Source organism: Thalassoroseus pseudoceratinae (genome assembly GCF_011634775.1).
GTDB lineage: Bacteria > Planctomycetota > Planctomycetia > Planctomycetales > Planctomycetaceae > Thalassoroseus > Thalassoroseus pseudoceratinae.
In genome coordinates, this window is the sequence record NZ_JAALXT010000002.1 from 648,877 (window position 1) to 672,268 (window position 23,392).

17 protein-coding genes are annotated in these 23,392 nt (G+C 55.0%); 13 read left to right on the forward strand and 4 right to left on the reverse strand.

Annotated elements, in window-relative coordinates; all coding sequences use genetic code 11:
- The first annotated feature begins 68 nt into the window (after positions 1–68).
- Together G6R38_RS08160 and G6R38_RS08165 are read left to right on the forward strand one after the other, a co-directional pair.
- Complete coding sequence (locus G6R38_RS08160; RefSeq protein ID WP_166822651.1) at positions 69–2,603, forward strand: ATP-dependent Clp protease ATP-binding subunit; 2,535 nt, start codon at positions 69–71, stop codon at positions 2,601–2,603.
- Positions 2,604–2,743: 140 nt separating this feature from the next.
- Positions 2,744–4,099, forward strand: coding sequence for a sulfatase-like hydrolase/transferase (locus tag G6R38_RS08165; protein WP_166822655.1), 1,356 nt, complete (start codon positions 2,744–2,746; stop codon positions 4,097–4,099).
- Here the strand turns inward: G6R38_RS08165 and G6R38_RS08170 are convergent.
- Both G6R38_RS08170 and G6R38_RS08175 read right to left on the reverse strand, forming a co-directional pair.
- Positions 4,096–4,281, reverse strand: a complete 186-nt coding sequence (locus tag G6R38_RS08170) for a hypothetical protein (protein ID WP_166822658.1) — start codon at positions 4,279–4,281, stop codon at positions 4,096–4,098. The genes G6R38_RS08165 and G6R38_RS08170 overlap by 4 nt on opposite strands.
- A gap of 87 nt (positions 4,282–4,368) precedes the next feature.
- Positions 4,369–6,516 (reverse strand): type II secretion system protein GspD, encoded by a 2,148-nt coding sequence (locus tag G6R38_RS08175; protein WP_166822661.1) that lies wholly within the window; start codon positions 6,514–6,516, stop codon positions 4,369–4,371.
- Positions 6,517–6,741: 225 nt separating this feature from the next.
- On the opposite strand from G6R38_RS08175, the gene G6R38_RS08180 reads away from it, so the two are divergent.
- The 11 genes from G6R38_RS08180 (at position 6,742) to G6R38_RS08230 (ending at position 20,509) form a co-directional block, all read left to right on the forward strand.
- On the forward strand, positions 6,742–7,863 hold the full coding sequence (locus tag G6R38_RS08180; protein ID WP_206028504.1) for a hypothetical protein: 1,122 nt from the start codon (positions 6,742–6,744) through the stop codon (positions 7,861–7,863).
- Between the two features lie 52 nt (positions 7,864–7,915).
- Positions 7,916–8,881 (forward strand): S1C family serine protease, encoded by a 966-nt coding sequence (locus G6R38_RS08185; RefSeq protein ID WP_166822667.1) that lies wholly within the window; start codon positions 7,916–7,918, stop codon positions 8,879–8,881.
- A gap of 145 nt (positions 8,882–9,026) precedes the next feature.
- Complete coding sequence (locus tag G6R38_RS08190; protein WP_166822671.1) at positions 9,027–10,790, forward strand: hypothetical protein; 1,764 nt, start codon at positions 9,027–9,029, stop codon at positions 10,788–10,790.
- A gap of 134 nt (positions 10,791–10,924) precedes the next feature.
- On the forward strand, positions 10,925–11,392 hold the full coding sequence (locus tag G6R38_RS08195; RefSeq protein ID WP_166822674.1) for a DoxX family protein: 468 nt from the start codon (positions 10,925–10,927) through the stop codon (positions 11,390–11,392).
- Between the two features lie 22 nt (positions 11,393–11,414).
- Positions 11,415–11,786: a response regulator transcription factor gene (locus G6R38_RS08200; protein WP_166822677.1), complete on the forward strand. Its 372-nt coding sequence runs from the start codon at positions 11,415–11,417 to the stop codon at positions 11,784–11,786.
- Between the two features lie 11 nt (positions 11,787–11,797).
- Positions 11,798–13,180, forward strand: a complete 1,383-nt coding sequence (locus tag G6R38_RS08205) for a sigma 54-interacting transcriptional regulator (RefSeq protein ID WP_166822680.1) — start codon at positions 11,798–11,800, stop codon at positions 13,178–13,180.
- A gap of 21 nt (positions 13,181–13,201) precedes the next feature.
- The gene (locus G6R38_RS08210) at positions 13,202–15,901 is read left to right on the forward strand and encodes a HEAT repeat domain-containing protein (RefSeq protein ID WP_166822683.1); all 2,700 of its coding nucleotides are present in this window, start codon (positions 13,202–13,204) and stop codon (positions 15,899–15,901) included.
- On the forward strand, positions 15,885–16,250 hold the full coding sequence (locus tag G6R38_RS08215) for an STAS domain-containing protein (RefSeq protein WP_166822686.1): 366 nt from the start codon (positions 15,885–15,887) through the stop codon (positions 16,248–16,250). Before G6R38_RS08210 ends, G6R38_RS08215 begins: the two co-directional genes overlap by 17 nt.
- A 38-nt stretch (positions 16,251–16,288) precedes the next feature.
- The gene (locus G6R38_RS08220) at positions 16,289–17,365 is read left to right on the forward strand and encodes an LOG family protein (protein WP_166822690.1); all 1,077 of its coding nucleotides are present in this window, start codon (positions 16,289–16,291) and stop codon (positions 17,363–17,365) included.
- A gap of 416 nt (positions 17,366–17,781) precedes the next feature.
- Entirely contained in the window at positions 17,782–19,578 is a 1,797-nt protein-coding gene (locus tag G6R38_RS08225; protein ID WP_166822693.1) for a tetratricopeptide repeat protein, read from the forward strand.
- A 289-nt stretch (positions 19,579–19,867) separates the two neighbouring features.
- Complete coding sequence (locus G6R38_RS08230; RefSeq protein WP_166822697.1) at positions 19,868–20,509, forward strand: phosphatase PAP2 family protein; 642 nt, start codon at positions 19,868–19,870, stop codon at positions 20,507–20,509.
- Here the strand turns inward: G6R38_RS08230 and proC are convergent.
- Positions 20,475–21,290 (reverse strand): pyrroline-5-carboxylate reductase, encoded by an 816-nt coding sequence (proC, locus tag G6R38_RS08235; RefSeq protein ID WP_166822700.1) that lies wholly within the window; start codon positions 21,288–21,290, stop codon positions 20,475–20,477. The genes G6R38_RS08230 and proC overlap by 35 nt on opposite strands.
- A gap of 101 nt (positions 21,291–21,391) precedes the next feature.
- Positions 21,392–22,846, reverse strand: a complete 1,455-nt coding sequence (locus G6R38_RS08240) for a sulfatase-like hydrolase/transferase (protein WP_166822703.1) — start codon at positions 22,844–22,846, stop codon at positions 21,392–21,394.
- Positions 22,847–23,392: the final 546 nt, after the last annotated feature.

Below are 23,392 nucleotides of genomic sequence, written 5' to 3' on the forward strand. Positions count from 1 at the left end.
ACGATGTCGGTTTTATTTCCATGACGACCGATGCCACGCGGTTGGGGGGATTATGAGGGAGAAATTCAATGTATGAACGATTTACGGACCGGGCGCGGAAGGTCATGCAGTTGGCCAATCAGGAGGCCCAACGGTTCAACCATGAATATATCGGTACTGAGCACATCCTGCTGGGGCTTGTGAAAGAGGGCTCCGGGGTTGCCGCCAATGTACTGAAAAATTTGGACGTCGATCTACGGAAAATCCGTCTGGAAGTGGAAAAAATTGTCCAATCGGGGCCGGATATGGTCACGATGGGCAAATTGCCACAAACTCCGCGAGCGAAGAAAGTCATCGAATATGCGATGGAAGAAGCTCGCAATCTGAATCACAACTACGTCGGCACCGAGCATTTGCTGCTCGGCCTGTTGCGAGAGCAAGAAGGCGTTGCGGCACAAGTCCTGATGAATCTTGGACTTAAGCTTGAAGATGTTCGCGACGAAGTGCTAAACCTGCTCGGCCATAATGAAGGTGGCGAAGGTGTCAGCGAGCGGGCCGGTTCCAGTTCGTCCGGTAAGAGCAGCAAGAGCAAGACCCCAGCTCTCGATAGTTTCGGCCGTGACCTGACCGAACTGGCTCGGCAAACGAAACTCGACCCCGTCATCGGTCGGTCGGATGAGATCGAGCGAGTCATTCAGATTCTCTGCCGTCGTCAGAAGAACAACCCCGTGTTGCTCGGGGAAGCCGGTGTCGGGAAGACCGCCATCGTCGAAGGCTTCGCTCAGATGGTCGTTAACGGCGAAGTTCCGGACTTGCTCCGCGATCGCCGAATCGTTGTGCTTGACCTCGCCATGATGGTCGCCGGTACAAAATACCGTGGCCAATTTGAAGAACGCATCAAAGCCGTGATGAACGAAGTTCGTCGGGCGAAGAACGTGATTCTGTTCATCGACGAATTGCACACCTTGGTTGGTGCTGGTGGTGCGGAAGGGGCAATCGACGCTTCCAACGTGCTCAAGCCGGCATTGTCTCGGGGGGAGTTGCAGTGCATCGGTGCGACCACACTCGACGAGTATCGTAAATACATCGAGAAAGACAGTGCTCTCGAGCGACGTTTCCAAAATGTCGTTGTCGAGCCACCGTCCGCTGATCAAACTGTGCAGATTCTCAAAGGCTTGCGGGATCGGTATGAAGCACACCACCGAGTGCAGATCACCGACGATGCTTTGGAGAAAGCTGTCGAACTTTCGACGCGGTACATTACCGCTCGGTGTTTGCCGGACAAGGCGATTGACGTCATCGACGAAGCCGGTGCCCGCATTCGGCTCAAGAGCATGGTGCGGCCTCCCGATTTGAAGGAACTCGATGAAGACATCGAACGGCTGAACCAATCCAAAGAAGAAGCGGTTGCCAATCAAGATTTCGAGAAGGCCGCGTCGCTTCGGGATCAAGCCGACAAACTGAAGAAGAAGAAAGAAAAGCTCACTCGCGATTGGCGGGAAAAGAGCAAAGAAACCGATGGCGTGGTCGATGCGGAAGTCGTCGCCGAAGTGGTTGCCCGAATGACCGGCATCCCACTGATGCGACTCTCCAGCGAAGACACCGTTCGGCTGCTCCAAATGGAGAAAGAACTCCACAAACGCGTGATTAGCCAAGACGAAGCCATCACTCAGGTGGCGAAAGCGGTCCGGCGAGCACGGTCGGGTCTGAAAGATCCCAAACGGCCCACGGGTGCGTTCTTGTTCTCCGGTCCAACCGGGGTCGGGAAAACGTTGCTCGCGAAAACGCTGGCGGAATTCATGTTCGGTGAGGAAGAGGCCCTCATCCAAATCGACATGAGTGAATACCAAGAGAAGCACAACGTCAGCCGACTGATCGGGGCACCTCCCGGATACGTGGGCTACGAAGAAGGTGGGCAGCTCACGGAGAAAATCCGTCGGCGTCCTTATGCGGTGGTCTTGCTCGACGAAATCGAGAAAGCTCACCACGAAGTTTACAACATGCTTCTTCAAATCATGGAAGAAGGGCATTTGACCGACAGTTTCGGTCGTAAGGTGGACTTCAAGAACGTCGTGTTGATCATGACCACCAACGTGGGTTCGTCCGCGACTGCACACGGAACGGCATTCGGGTTCCAGAAAGCCGATCAGGATTCTTCCTACGGCAAAATGAAAGAAGGCGTGATGCACGAGTTGCAAAATGCTTTCCGTCCCGAGTTCCTGGGGCGTTTGGACGAAGTCGTTGTGTTCCGTAAACTGACCCGTGACGAACTGAAAGAGATCGTGGAAATCGAACTCAGCAAAGTTCGCGAACGACTCGCCGAACAGCGAGGCGTGCGTCTCGAACTGACCGATGAAGCGAAAGAATTCTTGATCGATCGCGGCGACGAAGGCGGTCAACAACTCGACTATGGTGCTCGACCGCTGCGACGCAGTGTCGAACGCTACATCGAAGACCCGCTCAGTGAAGAGTTGCTGCGTGGTTCATTCGACGACGATAACTTGATCACCGTGACCGTCAAAGAAGTTGGCGAGCAAAAGCAACTCGACTTCGTCGGTTCCAACGAACCTACCGAAGAACCGGTAGCCGTCGGGGCTGGTGAAGGCGAAAACTCGGGCGAGTAACCCGCCAGTTGAAACTATTGATAGAACTCCGTTAGTTTAGGAGCCATGCTCAATCGAGCATGGCTCCTTTTTTTGTGTGAAGTCTTCACTCCGGCGTCGCCGGGCACAACCTCACCAATTGACTTAAGAATGCGCTTTCTATGCTCACGCGATTTATCTTGCTAATTGCTGTGTCGGTCTGTTTTGGTGGCTCCGCATTTTCCGCCGAGCGGCCGAATATTCTTTTCATCCTGGCCGACGATGTTGGACAGGAAGTTCTGGGTTGTTACGGCGGGCAATCTTATGCCACGCCGCATCTCGATGAACTCGCACGCACTGGCATGATGTTTCGTCACGGGTTTAGTATGCCGGTGTGTCACCCAACGCGATTGACCTTGATGACAGGGAAATATCCGTTTCGACACGGCCAAGTCACCTGGGGCGATTTCCCCAAGACCGAGGAATCGACGACTTGGTCGAACCGAATGACGGAGAACGGTTACGCAACATACATCGCAGGAAAATGGCAACTCTGTTTGTTGCGGGACGATCCGTTGCATCCACGTCGGTTGGGGTTTCAGCACTCTGATTTGTTCGGTTGGCATGAAGGTCCGAGGTTCTACGAACCCATGATCTACCACGATGGCCAAGTTCGTGAAGATACTATCGGGCACTATGGCCCGGATCTCTACGTTCGCGGGCTGATCGAGTTCATGAAGACCAACCGCGAGCGACCGTTTTTGGCTTACTACTCGATGGCGGTGTGTCACGAAGTCACGGACGATCTCGAAACACCAGTCCCGCATGGTCCATTTGGACGATACGACAACTATGCAGAAATGGTGGCGGAGATGGACCGAAATGTTGGTCGATTGGTGGTCGCTTTGAATGCTTTTGGGCTGCGGGAGAAGACCCTTGTCGTCTTTACCGCCGACAACGGAACACCACCGGAAATCATCATCCGAGCGGACGGCAAGAAACTGATTCGCGAGTCTGTCGTGTCCAAGCAGAACGGCCTACTCGTGCCGGGTGGCAAAAAGAAGCTGACCGACGATGGCACCAATGTGCCGCTGATCGCCAACTGGCCGGGAACAATTCGCCCGGGGCAGATCATCGACGATTTAGTCGATATGAGTGATTATCTGCCGACGTTCATCGAACTCTCGGGGGGCAAACTCCCGCAGGATCGCGAAATCGACGGCGTGAGTTTCGCCTCACGATTGCTAGGGACCGGGCCATCTCCACGACAATGGGCGTATGCCGAAGAAGCCGTTCTTCCAAAACCGGGCGGCGTCGAACCTGATGGCACCAGCAGCGGACTGCGATGGGTTCGGACGGCTCGATGGAAACTCTACAACGACGGCCGACTCTACGATCTCCAAACCGATCTGCAAGAACGATATCCGATTTCTCAAGATCAGAACGGTTCCGAAACGCGGGCGGCACGTGAGCAACTTCAAGCGGCATTCAAAGAGCTTGGCTTGAAGTCACGGAGTGAGAGCTGCAGTCGAAGTTAGCCTTGATTTCGTCGGGACTTGCGACGGCGTTCGCGACCGGTTCGTCGTTCGCGTTCCGGTGCATTGGCCTTTTGTTCGGCGATCGAACGTTTGCGACGGCGGTCCATTTTGCGGCGATCGTGCCCCTCTCGTTTTTCGAGCAGGAAGCTAAGTTCGTCCGGCAATTCTAGTTGGTTCGGCATGAATCGAATCCCGTGAGAAACGTAAATGTCTCTCAACCTTAGCTCACGTTTGGGATCGATTTTGAAAAAAATTCAAACTGTCGTGATTTACGGATTCAGCGGAATTTGTCCCGTTGATTCGCTGGCAGGAAAACTTGGCAGAGGTTGCGGCATCACGGGTTGGCGTTCATCCCGTGTAGGGAAGTAGTAGTTGGGCGTTAGTGGTTTTTCGCCGGGACGGTTCGTGAAGAAATCAGGGATTCGACTTGGGTCACAGTACCGTGGGTTGTCGATCGCGTCGGGCAGTTCGGCTTCGAAGGCGCGACGATCAACCGGTTTGAGTGGTCCTTCGACAAGAGGCGTGTTCACCCGCATGAGATTGAGTTGCTCCCGAACCTGGTTGCAACCATCGTAGGGGACGACTCGTGGTGTGAGTGCGACGATGATCTCGCTGCGTTGACGAGTGACGTTCGTACGTTGGAAGAGCTTGCCGACCGCCCACAAATCCCCCAGCAGCGGGATTTTCGATTGGGTGTCGACATCTTGTTCTTGGATCAGTCCCCCAATAATCATTCCTTGACCGTCGCCGAGAAGCACGGTTGTTTCGACTTCGGTCGTTTCCTCTTCGGGTAATCCAGTGGCGGGGTTCACTGTGCCGCTGGATACCTCCGGCTTGACCGTCATCAGGACTTGGCCATCTTCACCGATGATCGGCGTGACGTTGAGCACGAGTCCGACATCCAGGAATTCGACGTTCTGGAGAGTACTCGTTTGGGTCGTGGTCGTCACGAAATACCCAAGCTGCTCACCGATTTGAACGCGTGCCTCTTGTCCGTTCACTGCCAACACTTTGGGGCGAGCCAGCGTTTTGGCGTCGGTGGTGAGTGTGATGGCTTCGATCAGGGCTTCCATTTCGGTCCCATTGATTCCCAACAACAACGCGGGACTTGCCGCCGCATTGGCAAACCCGGCCGATTTCAAGGTGATATCCGCGTTCGCCAAATTCGTGAGTTGTTCAAAGTCCACACCGTGTCGACACTCTTTAGTCAGATCGACACGCAAGACCTGAGCTTCAATGAGGACCTGCTTGGGTGGTTGATCCGCTTGAGCCACGTATTTGGCGATTCGCTCGATCGAATCGGGCATGTCTTCGACAATGACTTGCTCGCGGGTTCGGCGTTTGTCTTTGGAGTCGGACTCGACGGCCACACTGCGACCAATCGGCGAGAGCAACCCCTGCACCACGCTGTCAATGTCCGACGCCGACGCATAACTCAACGCGAACACACGAACTTCTCGCCCCTGCACGGCAGCCGGTACGACGGATTCCTTCGTGAGTGGAGCAACCATCAGGATGTTTCCACGTTTCGTCCATGTGAAACCATTCACGCCGAGAAGTGCCGTCAATGCATCTTCTAAAGGAGCATCGGATAACCCAACCGTCACCAATCGCCCCGCCGTGCCGCTTCCGACAATGCTTAACCCATGTTGACGGGCAATCATCGACAACACGACGTCGAGTGGGGCTTCATTCGCAGTGAGTGTGATGCGATCGCCTTTGATGTCGACCTGCAATTGCCCGGTCGATGTGTTCTCCGTTCCCACCGGGATTCGCCGCGGTTGATCCGTTGCCGGCGGTGGAACATTCACGGTCGGCGGGCCAGGTGGCAATCGACGTGGCATCTCCGGGCCGCGTGGGGGATTCTGACGACCCCGGTTTGGCAACATTGGGCGTCTGGGAGCAATCGGTTGCGGTGGCGGAGCCAACTCTGGTCGCGGTCTGGGGAACCGACCATCGTATTCCGTTTCCGGTACCGGTTCGGTTCCCGCCACAGGATGCACGAAGTTTGACTCCGTACGGTCCTGGTTATTGTTCGCTGGCACGACGGTCCGTTGCGGCCGAGGAGCGGTCGCGTTGACGACAGGTTGCTGTCGTTTTGATGGCAATTGCGGCGGCCGCGATAGGAATTCCACCGATTTCGCTCGATGCCAACCGGATTTGGAATCTACGCGGAGATTGTTCGTGGAGCCTCGGTTTGGCGACTTTCCCGGAACGACGATCAGCGAACCGGAATTCCGTGGTTGCGTTGGCCTCGTAGAGGCAGTCGGTAATCCTGTTTGCGGACTGGAATTCCGGGGAACAATTGTCACCCCGAACCCGTCCATCGCGGGCGATTCCGACGCCATTAGAACGACCAACCCCAACAGGGGCAGGACATTCCACCAGCGTTTCGAATCGCACGATCGCCATTGCATTTTGGTTTGGTTTCACCGAGATACGGTCGTCGGACTTTATGATCTCACATCAATCATCGACGCCGAAGAATCGATTTCTTCGGTAAAATCACCAAACTCGCCCTAATTTATCGAGTGCAATCCTCTCAATGATGTTGCTCCGACGGTCCAATCGCGACTTGCTTCACTGGAATCTGCTAATCATAATGAAAGCCGAAGGGTTGTGGACGGAATTCCGTCCTCACGGTGCATTTTCAATGGGTGACCAAGCTAATGGCCATGCAAAAAGATACGTTTCGACTCCCTGCTTACTTGCTCATCCTGACGATGCTTGCCGTCGGTTGCGGCGGGGGGACGGCTCCGACCACGACGAACACGAACGCCGAGCAAGGCGGTTCTACGGAAGAACCGGCGGGAGAATCCACATCGGAACCGGTTGCCAGTGAATCGACCGAGAGTGATAGCGTTTTGGTTCAGGTCCGAAACGGGCAGAAATGGATCGGGGATGTTCCGCTCGACGTTTGGTACGACGACCCGCTCGCGGTGGCATCGAACACGCAGGTGGTTCCAGGTGCCAGTTTACCAGCAGGCGGGAACAACGGCGCGATGGCCCCTGCTCAACCGAATCCGATGCCGGCCGAAACGGAAACCGAAGAACCAGCCGCCGGTGGCAGCACGGGTTGGAAAAGTATCATCACAGCTGCCGCGCTCGACAAAGAAGTCACGGATATCCGCAATCGGCTGAACACCGACTTGCAAAATGTCGGTACCTACAATCGAAATTACTTGGCGTTGCCACCGCATTTGGCGACGTTGGCGGTGATGGCGGGAGTGGCGAAGGAGCATCCGGAAGACTTCCGCTGGAAAGATAAAGCCGGCTACATTCAACAACTCGCGAAGACCATGAACGCGGACCAACTCCGCACGGGGGCGGGGTCTTATCGTCCTCTGCGAGAGCAGTTCGATAACTTCCTCGATATCATGAACGGCAGCGTTCCCCCTGGCTTGGAAGAAGCCGCCGCCGACGAACCGATTCCGGACACCACGGATTTCGGGGAATTGATGAAACGTTTGGAAGTGGCGTCCAAGTTCATCAGCGTCAACGGCGGGACCGAAGACGCGATGAAAACCAACGCGGAGAAACTTCAGCACGAAGCCATGGTTCTGGGAGCAGTCACGAAGATTCTCAACCGCGAAGGTTTCGGGTACGAAGGCGATCCCGGTTTCGATGAGTTCGTGGACATGCTCGTGAAATCGAGTCAAGACATGAACGAAGCCATCCAGGCTGAGCAGTTCGACAAATTTGATCTGGCCCGCTCACAAATGGGGCAAGCCTGCACGCTTTGCCACACCGACTATCGAGGATGATTTCTCGGACTCGCCGATCCCAAATTTCTATTCCCTGCCGGAAAGCACTTTTATGGTTTGTCGTCTTCTCGCTGTGTTGTTCGTGATAGGCGGGTCGGTATTTGTCCCGTCGGTCTGTCGGGCGGATGTAATTGAACTCTCTAGCGGGCAAAAAGTGGAGGGGGAAGTTCTCAAGGAAACGGCCGACTCGGTGTATGTCGATTTGGGTGTGGACATCATCCGTGTCCCGAAAGATCGCATCCGCTCACGGCAGAAAGTCTCGCCGGGAGCCGGTCCTGTCGAACCTGCCAAGAACACCGACGGAATCTACACAACCGCCGACTTGCCGGTGCGAAGCGTTAAGGAATTGGCCGAGAAGTTCGGTGAAGGGGTGGTGTTGGTGCAGACTCCCAGTGGGCTGGGCTCCGGATTTATCGTCAATGATCGGGGATACTGCGTGACGAACTACCACGTCGTCGAGCAGGAAACCGAGTTGGCTGTGGTTCTCTTCGACAAAAATGAAAGCGGTGAGTTCACTCGGCGGCGAATCGACGATGTGAAGATTATCGCCTTGAATCCGTTCTTCGATTTGGCATTGTTGCAAATTCCGGAAACCAAGGGGCGAAAGTTCCAGAAAGTCTTTCTCAGCCCGGAAGCCGACTTCCGTGAAGGTGACGAAGTTTTCGCCATCGGCAATCCGCTCGGTTTGGAACGCAGCGTCTCCAAGGGGATTGTGAGCACGCGGAATCGGAGTTTCGAGGGCATCGTCTACATTCAAACCACCGCACAGATCAATCCGGGCAACAGCGGTGGACCGCTATTCAACGCCAGTGGCGAAGTCATTGGGGTGACGAACATGAAACTGACCTTCGGCGAAGGGCTGGGGTTTGCCATTCCGGTCACCTATTTGAAGCATTTCTTGAACAATCGCGATGCATTCGCCTACGACAAGAACAACGCCAACAGCGGATTTCGGTATCTTCCGGGACCGCGTCGCAAGAAATTCTCAAAACCGCCGCTGAAAAAAATTGAGGAATGACGACGGAACGAGCGTTAGATGTGAAACTTGGGCACGTTCCCCCAGGTAACATCGGTAATGCCGGTCCGTATGTTGCGATTCTGGCCGCAGGACGATAGAAATTCGATACATGGATTCTCGCATGACTCTCAATTGGATGAATGGAATGAAACGTAGCGTTTTCGCGGTTTTCACCTCGCTTGCCTTGCTGATCGGTAGCGGGTCAACCGTCCGGGCTGCCGACGCGGTCGCAGTCGATCAGAAGTTACCATCGAATGTGATGCTGTTCTTCAGCTTCCCCAACGTCACGGAGTTCAAAGCTCAGTGGCAAAACACAACGATGGCCAAGTTGTACGAAGACGAGCGTTTCGCCGACTTCTGGGAAGATGTGAGTGTTCAGGTTGAGCGGGCGTCGGACGAGTTGGAACAAAACGTCGGGTTGACCCTCAAGCAACTCGCAAGCATTCCTACCGGTGAAGTTGCGATGGCTGTCGTCGCCAAACCAAAGCAAGAAGTGGGGATCGTGTCGTTCCTGGATTTCGGCGACAAGGAAGATGCCGTCGATCAACTCTTGAACCAAGCTCAAGAAAAGCTGGAACAAACCGACGCCGAACGTGATGTCGTCGAGTTCGAAGGCACGCAAATCGTCGTTTACAGCTTCCCACAAATCGAAGAGTCTGACACACCCTTCAAACCAAAGCTCGCCTACTGCGTGAAAGACTCGACGCTAATGTTCGGGTCAACTGTGGACGTCCTGAAAGAATCCCTCGTGCGTTGGGATGGGCAGCACGAAGACACGTTCTCCGGGAACTCCAGCTACAAGTACATCCTTTCCAAGTGCAAGTACGAAGACGCAAAACCAGGCGTAAAATGGTTTGCAGACCCGCTGTCCGGTCTCCAAGCCGGTCTGCGGGCCGCCGCTGCCGAAAACCCACAGGTGGCGTTTGCATCGGCGTTCTTGCCGATTCTCGGTGTTAACAACCTCAAAGGTATGGGCGGCGCGAGCTACGTTGCTGCCGGCGAGTTCGAAGAAGTCTCGAAGACTCTGCTTCACGTCGAACAACCCGTGGCCGGGTTGCTGAACTTGTTCCGCTTCCCCGAAACCGACTTGGCACCGCCCGCTTGGATTCCAGCGGATGTCGATGGTTTCACCATCACCAACTGGGATGCCGCCGCGGCATACACGTCGATTGAGACGTTGGTCGACAATTTCGTCTTTCGGCAGCCAGGTGGCTTGCGAGCGAAGATTGATGAAATCGCCGAGCAAGAAGGTGGCGTTGGTGTGAACATCAAGACCGACATCATCGACCAAATGGACGGCCCGATCTACACCGTGAACTACGGAACCGGCGAAGCCGCTGCGAGCGCAATCGGAACCCCAACCCCAGGCATGCCGAAAACCGTCGTCGCGTTGACTCTCAAAGACGAAAAGAAGATGCAAGGTTTGGTCGGCAAGCTACTCGACAATGGTGGCGATGCGATCGAAGCCCGTGATTTCAATGGAGAAACGATCTACGATTTGAAGGTCGATCCCCAAGCCGCCGGAGCTGCCGGTGCGAACTTCTCTGGGGTATCGTTTGCGGTCAGCAAGGGTTTGTTCATCTTCTCGACCGATGCCAAAGACTTGGAACAAATTCTCCGCGACAAACGGGTTGAGCCGGTCGCCGAATTGCCGGAGTACAAGAAAATCGCCGCACACTTCCCGGCAAAAACCTCGATGTTGTCGTTCCAACGTCGTAACTCGCAATTGGAATCGGTCTACGAATTCGCGAAATCCGGTCAACTCGGCGATCAAATCCCGGGGGTCGATTTCACAAAATTGCCCGAATTCTCTGTCATCAAGGATTACCTCCCCATGATGGGCGGCTACACCGTGCCAGATGACCGAGGCGCATTGTTCGTGAACTTCTCGATTCCTACGAAAGAGTAATCACGATTTCGAGGGTCCGACCGACGAAGTTGCATTCCGTCGGTCTGGCATCCACGATATCGCCCCGCTAAACTAAACGCCCCTGGAAGCCAGACGCTTTCAGGGTCGTTTCTTTTTGATAGGGAAATCAACCAATGACTGACTCACCATCGAAGACTACAATCTCACAAGACTTTGGCTTCCTGCTCCTCCGACTGATTCTTGGAGCCGTCATGATCTTCCATGGTGCTCAAAAAGTGCTTGGTGAGTTCGACGGACCGGGCATGGAAAAGTTCACACAAGTTGTTGAAGCCAAAATCGAATTGCCGGAGTTTATCCCAGCCAAAGTGGCGGCTCACGCAGCTGCTTGGTCGGAATTCGGCGGAGGCATCTTGTTGGTATTCGGACTGTTCACGCGTTTGGCTGCCTTAATGGTGGCGGCCACGATGGGAGTGGCATCGTTCGTCATTCACGGCAGCGCGTTCTCGTTGAAAGACGGCGGAATGGAATACGCTCTGACGTTGGGCGTGATTGCCGTTGCCTTGATCTTCATCGGGCCGGGACGCATTAGCATCGATCAATTGTTTTTCGGGCGGAGCAAGAAACCGTCTGAATCTAAGTAGAAAATACTGAGGCAAATTCACGATGAGCAAGCAAGTGCTCAATGTCGGACAATGCGGTTTCGATCACGCCAGCATTACGGAGTTTTTGCGGTCCCACTTCGACGTCGCCGTCACACCGGCTGCGGACGAACCCGAAGCCCTTTCCGCGTTGGAACAGCGATCCTTCGACTTGATCCTGGTCAATCGAAAGTTCGATTGCAATGGGGCTGATGGTGTCGAGTTCATCCAGAAATTGGACGGCAACGCTCCGCCGGTGATGCTGGTTTCCAACTTTCCCGAAGCCCAAGACGCGGCCGTTGCTGCTGGTGCACGGCCGGGTTTCGGCAAGTCGGATTACGGAAACACCGAAGCCGTCCAACGAATCAGTGACGTTCTGCAAAACGGAGACGCGTAGAGGCGGTTCGCATGGCCAAAGCCCGTCGAATTCGACTAAATGCTCGGTTGACGGATGTCGCCACGCCGCTGTTCCTGGTCGGTCCGGATCGGGAAATCCTGTTCTTCAACCGAGGTTGCGAGCAACTCACCGGTTGGAGTGCGGACGAAATTTTGGGGCGTCGCTGCGACTACGCGAGTTCCTCCGACGCTTTGGAACCGGAAAGCATCATTGGGACGCTGTGCCCGCCGCCCGAGACGTTCGCCGGCACGATCGTTAGCGTGCCCGTGTTTTTGAAACCGAAGACGGGCGGTTCGATACCACGAATGTTGCAATTCTTCCCTTTGCTTGGCGAAGCGGCGGACGTCGACTGCATTCTGGGGGTGATCACCGCGATCGATCCGCCGCAGGCTTTGCCGACGAGGCCATCCCACCAATTGCATGCGGAGTTGGCATCGATTCGCGCCACGCTGCGGAGCCGTTACGGACAAGACTCCATCATTGCAAAAAGCCCAGCGATGCATCGTGTGATGCGGCAAATTTTCGCCGCTCGCGAGAATTCCGCTCCCATTCTGCTCACGGGCGAAAATGGCACGGGCAAAGAGCACATTGCCCGTCTGATTCACTACTCTGGCCCACTCAGCCGCAATGCGTTCGTGCCGTTGGATTGTCGGCGGATTGAGCCGATCGATCTCAAACTCACATTCCGACGGCTTTCCCGCGAGCAAGATCCCGAAGCTCAGTCATCACCGCAGCCGATGCGGCACCCCGGAACGATCTTCTTGAATTCTCTCCAAGACATTCCGCGAGATATTCAGGAAGTCATTGTCGAGTCGGAAAGCGAAGGCCAGCTTTCAGAGGTCCGACTGATCACATCGACAACCGAAAATATCGAGACGTTACGGGCGACGGAAGTGCTGCGGGATGACTTCTACTTCTTGATTTCGGCGTTTCATATTGAAGTCCCGCCGTTGCGGCAGCGAACGGCCGAACTCACGACAATCGCCCAAGCGTTTCTGGAAGAACGGAATCGATCGGCTGCCAAACAACTCGGCGGGTTCTCGGCGGAAGTGCTGGAGCGATTTGAGTCGTACAATTGGCCGGGAAATATGCGAGAGATGGCATTGGTTGTTGCCGAAGCTGCGGAAGCCGCGACGGGGCCGCTTGTCGAAGAAACCGACCTCCCGTTCCGATTCCGCACCGGATACGACGCCCAAACCGTTGGCCCACCCATCGCCCCGCAACCATCACCATTGGAACCGTACCTGGAAAAAGTCGAACGCGAGCAGATCGAGTTGGCTCTCGAATACGCGAAATTTAATAAGAAAAAGGCCGCGGATTTACTCGGAATCACTCGTCCTAAACTCTATCGACGCATGGAGATACTCGGCATCGCCGATGGTGATGGAACTTGAACTTCTCGGATCTCCACGTTCGTGATAAAGTCCGGGGCTGCGGAGATTCTCACGGGTTCCATCATCATGCAGATGCACAGCCGACTCATCTTGGTTTCGGCCTGCGCGTTGCTTGCGGGCAGCGGATGCAGTCAGAGCCTGTTACGGACAACGCTTTGGAAGCCCAGCACATCGGCGACAACCAGCTCATCGGTCACAAGTGCTGTGGTTGAAGCGATTTCCGACGACCGTTGGACACAGAATTCCAGTTGGTCAGCCATTTCGCGGAGTGATGACTGGCGTTGGCAATTCGTGTTCGATCCACAAACACTGCGAACATTGACAGCAGAGTCATCGAGCTTGCCAAGTGGGCTAACCACATCCGATGAGGATGCCACGAGCGATTCATTGGAAACCACTCCCTCCGCAAGTGTATTTGAGGACCAACCGCGTCTGCCGGATTCCTGGTATGCTCAGCTTCCGCATCTCGCTTCCCGGTCCGACCAGGTGGGGCACAATGCGACTTTGCTCTGGTCTCAGCACGATCCGGCGAATGCGGTTCACCTTGCAAAGCGTTTGAAAACATGGGTTTCTGGTGAGTCTGCTCCTGCATCGCCGACGGATTGGTGGCGATCATTTGGTCCCGAATCAGTTGAGTTGCCGACCCATTCCGAATCGTTTCGAGCCGCAGCGGCGGAGGTTTGGTGTCGCGTGCTGGGGGAACAACCGGGTGATCCAGTCGACAACTTGGCCCAAGTTGCGAAACTCTTGGAGGAGAACTCTGAACTCCCGGTCGCCGTCCGTCTGGAACTTTGGCGGGGGCTCTCGCGGTTCGTTCCGCCGGTCGCGATTGCGGAAATCAACAAGGGGTTGCAGTCGGAATCCGGTGGACGTGCGGTTCGTCCGGAAGTTCGGCAAACCGCCCTCGAAGCTTGTTTGATCTATGCAACTCATCATTCTGATCAGACGGATTGGTCCGCGCCACTTTGGCCGGAGAACTTATTGGAATGGGCGGATCGCGGTGCCCATACCGTTGAAGACGACCCCATCATGCGAAAGAACTTGGGGACTTGGTTGGCACTGACACGGCATCCCGGGGCCATTGAGGTCTTGAAGAATCAATTGAACGACACGGACACGTTTGTCCGGCAAGCCGCAATGGAGAACTTAGGGCATCTGCAAACCCCCGAAGCATTGGAGTTGCTGCAACAGCAAGTCCAACGGACGGAACCCACGATTCGAGCGGGAGCCGTCCGGGCGCTGTCGCGGTGGGGAGTCCGGGCAATTTCGGAATTCATTGGCGATTCCTCATTGGAAGTTCGGATTGCGGTAGCGGAATCGCTGGCAGACTTCCCCGATTTGCAAACCGCGAACTTGTTGTGGCGTTTGCAGACCGATGCCAGTCGAGATGTGCAGCGGGCCGCGTTGATGGCCATTCGAGATTGGCCAGATTCGTTGGCGATTCCTCTGCTTTTACATGGATTGGAACGCGGCAGCACCACAACCCGGAGGCGATGCTACACCGAGTTGGCCGCTCGAACGGATTTGACGGAACCATTCCCGTTTTTCGGCACGGCTTCGGAACGGGCTGACGCGGTTCAGGCATTGGCGTCGCGAAACAACCTCCCCATCCGGTTGGATGGCCCCATGACAACCACACCCACGGAAACCCAATCCGATTGGCAACGCATTGACGATCTGCAAGCCGACTTGAAACTCATCACCGATCCGGAAACCAATATCAGAGCATCGGAATATCAAGACGCCTTCGAACGATTGCGACGAGCGAAGCCCGCTGATATTCCAGCCATCGAAGCATTTCTCGCCGCTTCGGATCCGAGTTCGGTCGGTGTTCAACGTATCGAGCAAGAAGTGCTGCCGGAAATCAGTCCGGTCTATCGGACCCTGGCGGATTTTCAATCGGAAGACCTCAAGATTCGTCGGCAAGCCGCTCGGGAGTTGGCGGAGCATGGAGCCGAACGCTCACTTAGTCCGCGTGTTGCACGTCGATTGGGTGAGCACCTCGCGAAAGAAACCGACGAGTTGATTTGGCGTTCCGCATTGGCGGCGATCTGGCGTGATAGTCACCCCGATATCGACCGCATCATTCGGCTCGCGGCTCATCAAGAAGTCACGGGAGTTCGGCAGTTGGCGTGTGAGTACGCATCGGCTCACGCGAACCCCTCGCATGGTGAATGGTTGCCGATCCTGCTGACCGACGAAAGCCTCGCGGTCCAGCTGGCGGCTATTGATGCGGCCGGACGGTGTCGGAATCGTCGTGTGTTGGACGGTGTCGGGCAGGCTGATTCGGCTCGATCGGGGGGATTGCGTCCTCTGCTGGCTTCCAGTCAGGAGACCGTTCGAGTGGCAGCGGCGATCGCGATGAGTCGACATGGCGATCCTCAGGGCCTCGACGAATTGATCCGACTCAGTTGGCATCGGGATGGCCGAATTCGGCGACAAGTCGTGCAAGCCATGGGGGAGTCGGGACAAGCACGTTTTATCGAGCATTTGATTCGTCTAGGCTGGACCGATCGCGATGTCACGGTACGCCGAGCGGTTCTTGGCAGTTTGGAACAACTTGTGCCACCCGCGACCCGCCCACCGGAACTTGCTAAGATGCGCACCACGGATGACCGCCTTGCCGCTTGGCAGAATTGGCGGTTTGCGACATCGTCTGCAGAGACCGGTGGAACCGCTTCAAACCAGCATGGGAATCGACCGAATGAACGAAATCCGTGATGCGTTTCACTTTGAATGGCATGGCAATCTGCTAGTCGTTGCAGCGAAGGGCAATGTGGAATCCATGCCGTGGGATCTGATTCCATCGGCGGCGGAAGTGATCCTCCAACCCACATTGCGGTTGGCCGTCCCAATGGTGATTTTCGATTTGGCGGAAGTGAACTATTTTGGGTCGGCGTTTCTCCAGTTGTTGTTGCGGTGTCATACGCTTGTCAAAACTCGTGGTGGCGAATTGGTTCTCGCGTCTCTGAGTGACCGAGCCGCCGAACTTCTGCAAATTACCGCACTCGATACCCTCTGGGCGATTTACAGTACCCGCGACGAGGCGTTAGAAGCCCTCGCGGATTAACGACTCCTCCCAAGGCTGCGTTCTTACCAGGGATGATCATGAGCAAGAAACCCCGTCATATCCGACCGAACGTTTCGGAATCCGATGTTCTGCCAACAGAGCACGATCCCGATTTGCGTCAAAAATCGGTTCTGGTCGACGAAATCAAGGAAACCGCGGACAAGTTCTTTCGGGACGATGCCACCCGTGGCGACTTGAAACTCGTGAGTCGCGCGTTGCGGGAGTTGCGATACGCCTTCAAGGTGTTTACACCGTTGCGTCGGCAACGCAAAGTCACGGTGTTCGGATCGGCTCGCTTGAAAGAGGGGCATCCGGCGTACGACCAATCCGTCGAGTACGGGCGATTGATGGCGGAGCAAGGCTGGATGGTCGTCACAGGGGCCGGCGGCGGGATCATGGAAGGGGCCCACGTCGGAGCCGGTCGGGATATGTCGATCGGTGTGAATATCATGCTCCCGTTTGAACAAGATGCAAATTACATCATCCACAATGATGAGAAACTTGTTCACCTGAAATATTTTTTCACGCGTAAGTTGTTATTTGTCAAAGAGGTACACGGAATCGTTCTTTGTCCCGGCGGTTTTGGCACGCAAGATGAAGGGTTTGAGGTTCTGACACTCGTACAAACCGGCAAACGCGATCTCATGCCGATCGTCATGCTGGATCAACCCGGCGGTACCTATTGGAAACGCTGGCAAGAGTTTGTCGTCGATGAACTTCTGGGGGATGGACTCATCTCGCCGGAAGACCTGTCCCTTTACAAAGTAACCGATAACGCTCAGGAAGCCGTCGATGAAATCATCGGATTTTACGACGTTTACAACAGCATGCGATACGTCAAAGATCGCCTCGTGCTGCGGTTGCATCGTGAGCCAAGCGATGAACTAGTTGAGGAATTGAACGAGGAATTTTCGGATATTGTGGAGTCGGGAAAGATCGAGAAAACCGCCATGCATGAATTGGAAGCCGACGACGAACACCTACGCGATTTGCCCCGCCTGAGTTTGCGGTTCAATCGCCGCGGCGTCGGACGTCTCCGGCAAATGGTGGACCGTCTCAACGAGGAACTCAACGATGCCTCCTTGGAAGATTACACTCCCGTCGATCCTTCGTAATCATTCCGGATGGGTGGGACTTGTCGCAGCCTAGGAAAGCTGAACTAATCCCCAAACTCAACGTAGACCAACGACCTTCTCCGGATCTCTCAATTAGAACGAGGTTCCGAAACTCGCGGCGGAACAAACGGATTCTTGATACTCCAATCCCTTGCAGTTCATAAACTAGGGGTGTTTGATTTCGATTGTCGCGGGATCTGTCTTATGGCGGTCAGGAAACAAAGGTTGTTTCGTGGCCATCACCGATGCAGAAGTCCGCAAGACGACACAGTTGTGGCGGTACGGAATCCGTTCGAGAGTTTCCATCAAGTGAATATATTGGATCGCGTCAGTTGACGATGCGAATTTCCGACATCGAACCGAACGGAAGCGGTTGTGAATGTCGAGGGCCAACGTGTGACGAAATGCGCCTCCCCATGATTCGCAAGTTTTTCAAGCTCCATCGATTTGGTGTTCTCAACCTTCTTCTGGTGACGATGATCGCACCAGCAAGTTGGGCGGGTGAGCATATCGATCTTGATCCAGCAGCCGCCCGAAAAACGGCGGTGGCACTCAATTACTGTCGTGCCTCGTTTCACCGCCTACAACGGACGCCGTCCAAGCGAGTGTTGCTCGAGGAGCAGGAAAAGGTTCTCAATAACCTGAACCTCAACGGTATTGCCGACGCGGAAGTGATTCGGCTCTACACGGCGGTGCTCGGTGAGATTTCCGAGGTGCAGATTGCCGAGCAGGAACGGCAGGTCATCCAAACCGCTCATCGCCGGGCTGTCATGCGGGACATTTCGCTCGCAGCCTTCGGACTAAGCACGCAACTCGCGACGGCTCAATATCAGTCGGCCCTTCAGACCGGTGCCCGCAGTTGGTGGGACTACCGGTCCCACACGCACGATCGGGAATTGCAACTCTGGCGGATCGAAAAAGAACGTTTGCAAGCCGTCGCCGACAAGTCGTTTCTGTTTCTCGATACCTTCTGGAAACTCGCCCGCAAACGGAACATCCCTGACCATTGGCTTGTGCGTGGCAACGATCTTGACCAACTCGCCGAAGCCATCAACGAGGAGCGACCGGAGGTGCGGTTGCGAATCCTGGGGCGGATGGAACGCTTTATGGAGTGTTTTCCACCGTACTACTATTACGTCGGACGCACTCAACAGGAACTTGGGCAATGGACGGCCGCCGCGGAAACCTATCAGCAATTGGCGTCGTTCGGTGACGATAATTTCCGACGAGACGAAATGCTGGCGGCGGCGTTGTGCAATCAGGCGATGATTCAGGAATATCTCGAGATCGCGTGTGCCCCTGATACCGCGCGGGCGGCCCTGCGACAAGCGACCGACGCTTGGGAAGTCAACCTGCAATGTGGCATGTTGCTCGCTCGGCAAGGCGAGACCAATGCGGCGGAAGACGCAATTTTGCGAAACTTGGATGTCGGCTTGGAATCGTCGCAAAGCCGGACGGCTTTGTTGTCCGTGTACTCCAACGCGAAGGACACCACCAAGCTCGCCAAGCAACTCAGTCACCCTGAAACGGTCGAAGCCGCTTCGGTGCCGATTCTGCTCGGGGCGATTGGAACACTGGGAACGGGTCAGGTTCCCAAGTCAGCGACGGTTCATCTCACGTCGTCGTTGCGGGCTCGGTTCGAACGACGGTTCGGGTTGGACGACTTGGTCATCGAAGCCTCACGTGATTGGAAACTCGATCAGGCCCGGATGGCTGTCCGCATCGGCGATAAATTGTTGACTCGTCCGATGTTGGCTGTGACGAACGACGGCTTCCAAGCCCGTTTCTCGCGAGTCGCGGAAACAGGGACGCCGATTCAAACCGGAGAATCACCGGATCAGCCCATGTCTTTGGTGCTTCAGTTTCCGCAGGTCGGGGAAATGACGGTGTACCTGGAGGAACTCTCCGGCGAAACCGTCCGCACGCTGCACCGTCATGAACAACGTCGGTTTGCGGATCGACTATGGCCCAGCGAACGGTCCTGGCGTGTGACCGCAATCGATCACAAAGGCGCTCGCACATTGTTCCCGACCGCGACGGCAGGACGATGGGATTCCATTCCGATTGCCGGAGCACCGCAGTCGCAGCCGGTTTATCGTCGAAGCGCGAAGCCCGTGCGATTTGAAATCGCGGCACCGCTCCCGGATGAAATCGTCATCGAAGCCAAACCATTCAAGAACAACGAAGAGTTGCCAGTCGTGCGACCGTACTAGTGGTTCAACCACCCTGTATTGACGGGTTCCAGAACCTTCCACCGCACGCTCGTTGGCGTGCTCATCGCAAATTGCGAACATGTCAATTCAGGTTGGATACAACATTAGACCATGTGATCGAGTTGGGAACTCAGAGGGCTTTTTCATCGGTCGGGATTGAACTTCGTCTCAAAATGAAGATGATGGAAAATTCGAGAATTTTTCATCAAGACGTCTTCATCGAAGAACAATGCTCGCGCCGACTCCTCGTTCTGAAACTTCATCTCGGTCGCTGAGACAGAACGTTTGCGTGCTGTTGCTGCTAGCAACGATTCAGACGGTCTTCTATATGACCATGAACCATGTTCAATGGTTCCCGACACATAAGTTGCCGCTGACTGCGATCGACGAATGGATTCCATTTTGGCCATGGACGGTCATTCCCTATTTTGTGTTGCTGCTCGGCGGAGTGATTCCCGTTCTGCTTGCACGACGCAATGAAACCATTCGCCGGGCGATTTTGGCGTATGGAATTTGCGTCGCGATCGTCCTGCCAATCTTTCTGTTCTTCCCAACACTTTGTCGCCGACCGGACTTGATGACGTTGCCGGATCGTTGGGATGGCCAACTCTTTCGATGGCTCGCTGCAATGGACTCGCCCGCCTGTGCGTTTCCGTCATTGCACATCGTGTTGCCAACAATCTGCTGTTGGATTGCACTTGCCGAACGTCATCGATACGCCATCCCGTTTTGCGTGGCCGGCGTGGTGTTGTCTGCATCCATCCTGACGACCAAACAACACTCGATCTGGGATTGGTGCGGTGGACTGCTGATTGCCTGTTTCGCGTTGTGGCTCTCCGGCTACATCATTCGGCGACGGAAGAATCACTCGGCAACCGCTTCGAAGACTCAGGCGACTACGTCGAGCCAAGTTCCTGGGACCGCTTCGTAGCGGCTTCGACGGCGTTCATCAACGAAGCCCGCACGCCACCGCGTTCCAAGGCATGCAAACCGGTGATGGTTGTTCCCCCGGGACTCGTAACAGCGTCCTTAAGCGCTCCCGGATGTTCGCCAGTTTCGAGTACCATCTGAGCGGCTCCCAAGAGCGTTTGAGCCGCCAATTGCGTGGCGACCTGTCGAGGCAACCCCATACGAACACCACCATCGCTGAGGGCCTCGATGATCTGATACACATAGGCCGGGCCACTGCCTGAAAGCCCGGTTACGGCATCCAACAACGACTCGGGAACCTCAACTGCAATCCCCACAGTCTCGAGCAGACTCTTGACCAACTCCGCGTCCTCACGTGTGGCACTCGTCCCCATCGCGAACGCTGACGCCCCCGCGCTGACGAGACATGGCGTATTGGGCATCACACGCACCAACCGTCGTTGTTCGCCCAAGTGGGTGGTCATCGTTTGCAGCGGCACACCAGCGGCAATCGAAACAACCAAATGCGAGTCGGTCAGCGAGTCCGACAATCCGTCCAGCACCCCACCCATATGTTGCGGTTTCACCGACAGAAACACGACATCGGATTTTGCAGCCAAGTCCGCAACCGAGTCGACAATTTGGCCGTCGGTCTGTTTCTGAAATTCTGCCGCCGCTGCTGCGACCACATCGGTCCCAAATAGCGATGATGCATCTACCAACCCAGCCGACCGCAAACCTGCGGCCAGTGAAGTCGCCATACGTCCGGTGCCAATGAATCCAACGCGGTGTGTGTTCGTCATGGTATTGATTGAGACAGTTCTTCCTATGCCCGGCGGTGTTTCCATGAAGAAACACACGCGGAACACAGAGTGCAAAGTAAAATGAATTTCTAATTCCGGCGTTAACGAGCTTTCACCGGTTCGCCAAACGCATCGACTTCCTCATGGACACGAGGTGAAAGCGGCGGTTGCATCATTTGATCAATCGCTGCTTGCAACTTCGTTTGGGCGGCACGTTGCTCGTCGGTAAGTTGTGTGGTGTTGACCGCAACCTCACGGAAACCTGTACCACGAATGTCGAACAGTCGACCGTCGGAGAATAGCTTGTATCGCTGATCCAATGCAAAGACGTGCCGCGAAAACTTCTCTTTGTCCCAACCCGGTCGCGGATCATACCAGAAGAACGCCCACTCGCGTGGCGATCCTTTCTCACCAAACAACTGCGGGGCGAAACTCACTCCATCGGTCTGCCAATTCGTCGGGATTTCGGTTTTTGCGAGTTCCGCGAGAGTCGGGAGAAAGTCTGACGGATCGATTAAATCATCGCACACACCGCTTTCAATTGTTCCCGGCCACCACGCGATCAACGGGACACGAATCCCGTTCTGTGTTACGGCTCCCTTTCCACCAGGAATCGTCTGACCACGAAACTTCGATTGAATCCGCCGATCGGTGCCGTTGTCGGAGTAGAACAGAACTAAGGTTTGTTCTCGCAATCCCAGTTCTTCGATGCCGTGCACGAGCGTTTTAATCGTATGGTCCATATACGCGACCATATCGGGAAAATAGTCGGTCGCCTCTTCGAGTCGCCGGTTGGAATCGTTCCACACTTTTGAGTGCGGCGTAGGCACCATTGGCCAGTGCGGCAACGCCATCGGGTAGTAAACAAACTGCGGCTCGTCACGGTGTCGTTTCATGAAGTCCAAGATGAACTCCACAGTCAGGTCTTCCCCATATGCTCCCGCAACCTCACGATGAAGTTTGCCGTTCCGCAAGAACGTTGGATTAGCATATCGAGAGCCCTTGTCTTCCGTCTCCTCAGCATGGAAAAGCGAATACTCATCGAAGCCCGCGTCTTTGGGATGTGTCCCGGTACCGCGACGTCGCCCTGAGCCTGGAAACTCCGGCGGGTCGTAACTCGTCAATTGCCATTTCCCAGCGAGGCAGGTCTTGAATCCTGCATTGCTCATCAAATGCCCAAATGTTTTCTCGCCTTGCGTGAGAATCCCGAACGACTGCCAATTGCGGTGGTTATCCCGACCAGTCATCAATTCCAACCGCGTGGGCGAACACAACGGTTGCGAATACGCATGTGTGAACCGCATCCCAGTGAGAGCCATGACATCTAAAAACGGCGTTTCGTAATCTGTCCCCCCGTAACTTGGCAAGCATTCGATACCCAAATCATCTGCCATGATGAGGACAATATTGGGAACACGCACACGCTCCGCACTGTAAACATGACTGCCACCGACTAGCGACAAGATCGGTGCCACCACAATCAAAAGAAAAAACACCACGGTGATGCGTGACGGCTGAAACCGTCCTGATGAGCGGAATTGTGTCCAGAGTTTCATTCGCTGATCTCCAATCGAGCTTCTTGATCGATCACTTTCGATGTGAAAGTTGAGTATCCCGGCATTGCGTCCCAAGGTCAACTTCGGTGAAGCGGTTCACAATCGATGAATTTGCAGAAGAAACCGATCAATTCGTTCCGCCTTAACCATTGGAATGCCGCGTTGATCTCAAAACACACGAGTGACCCAATAAACTGGACAGCAGCATCCCGTTTCGGTATAACATGCACAGGAAATGCATGTTTTGTTTTGCAAAAGGTAGGGTAGCCAGGAATCGCGGGAGATCGATAAGCTGAAGATATCGCGAGTAGCCTTACCTAATCGACTACATCATCGCGACTAGTACGCTTTGTGACTCAAGAACTAGTCATCGTGGAAAAGGATTGGATGCAGCGACACTAGTCCGATGGCGTCCTGCTATTAAGTGAGGTTTGAAACGCACGACAGCATGTTCGCAACCGAACCAATGGATTGGTTGCACGCTTCCTCACAACAAATGGATGTCCCCGCCAAGACGTTTGAAATTCGGCACTTCTAACCTGCAAA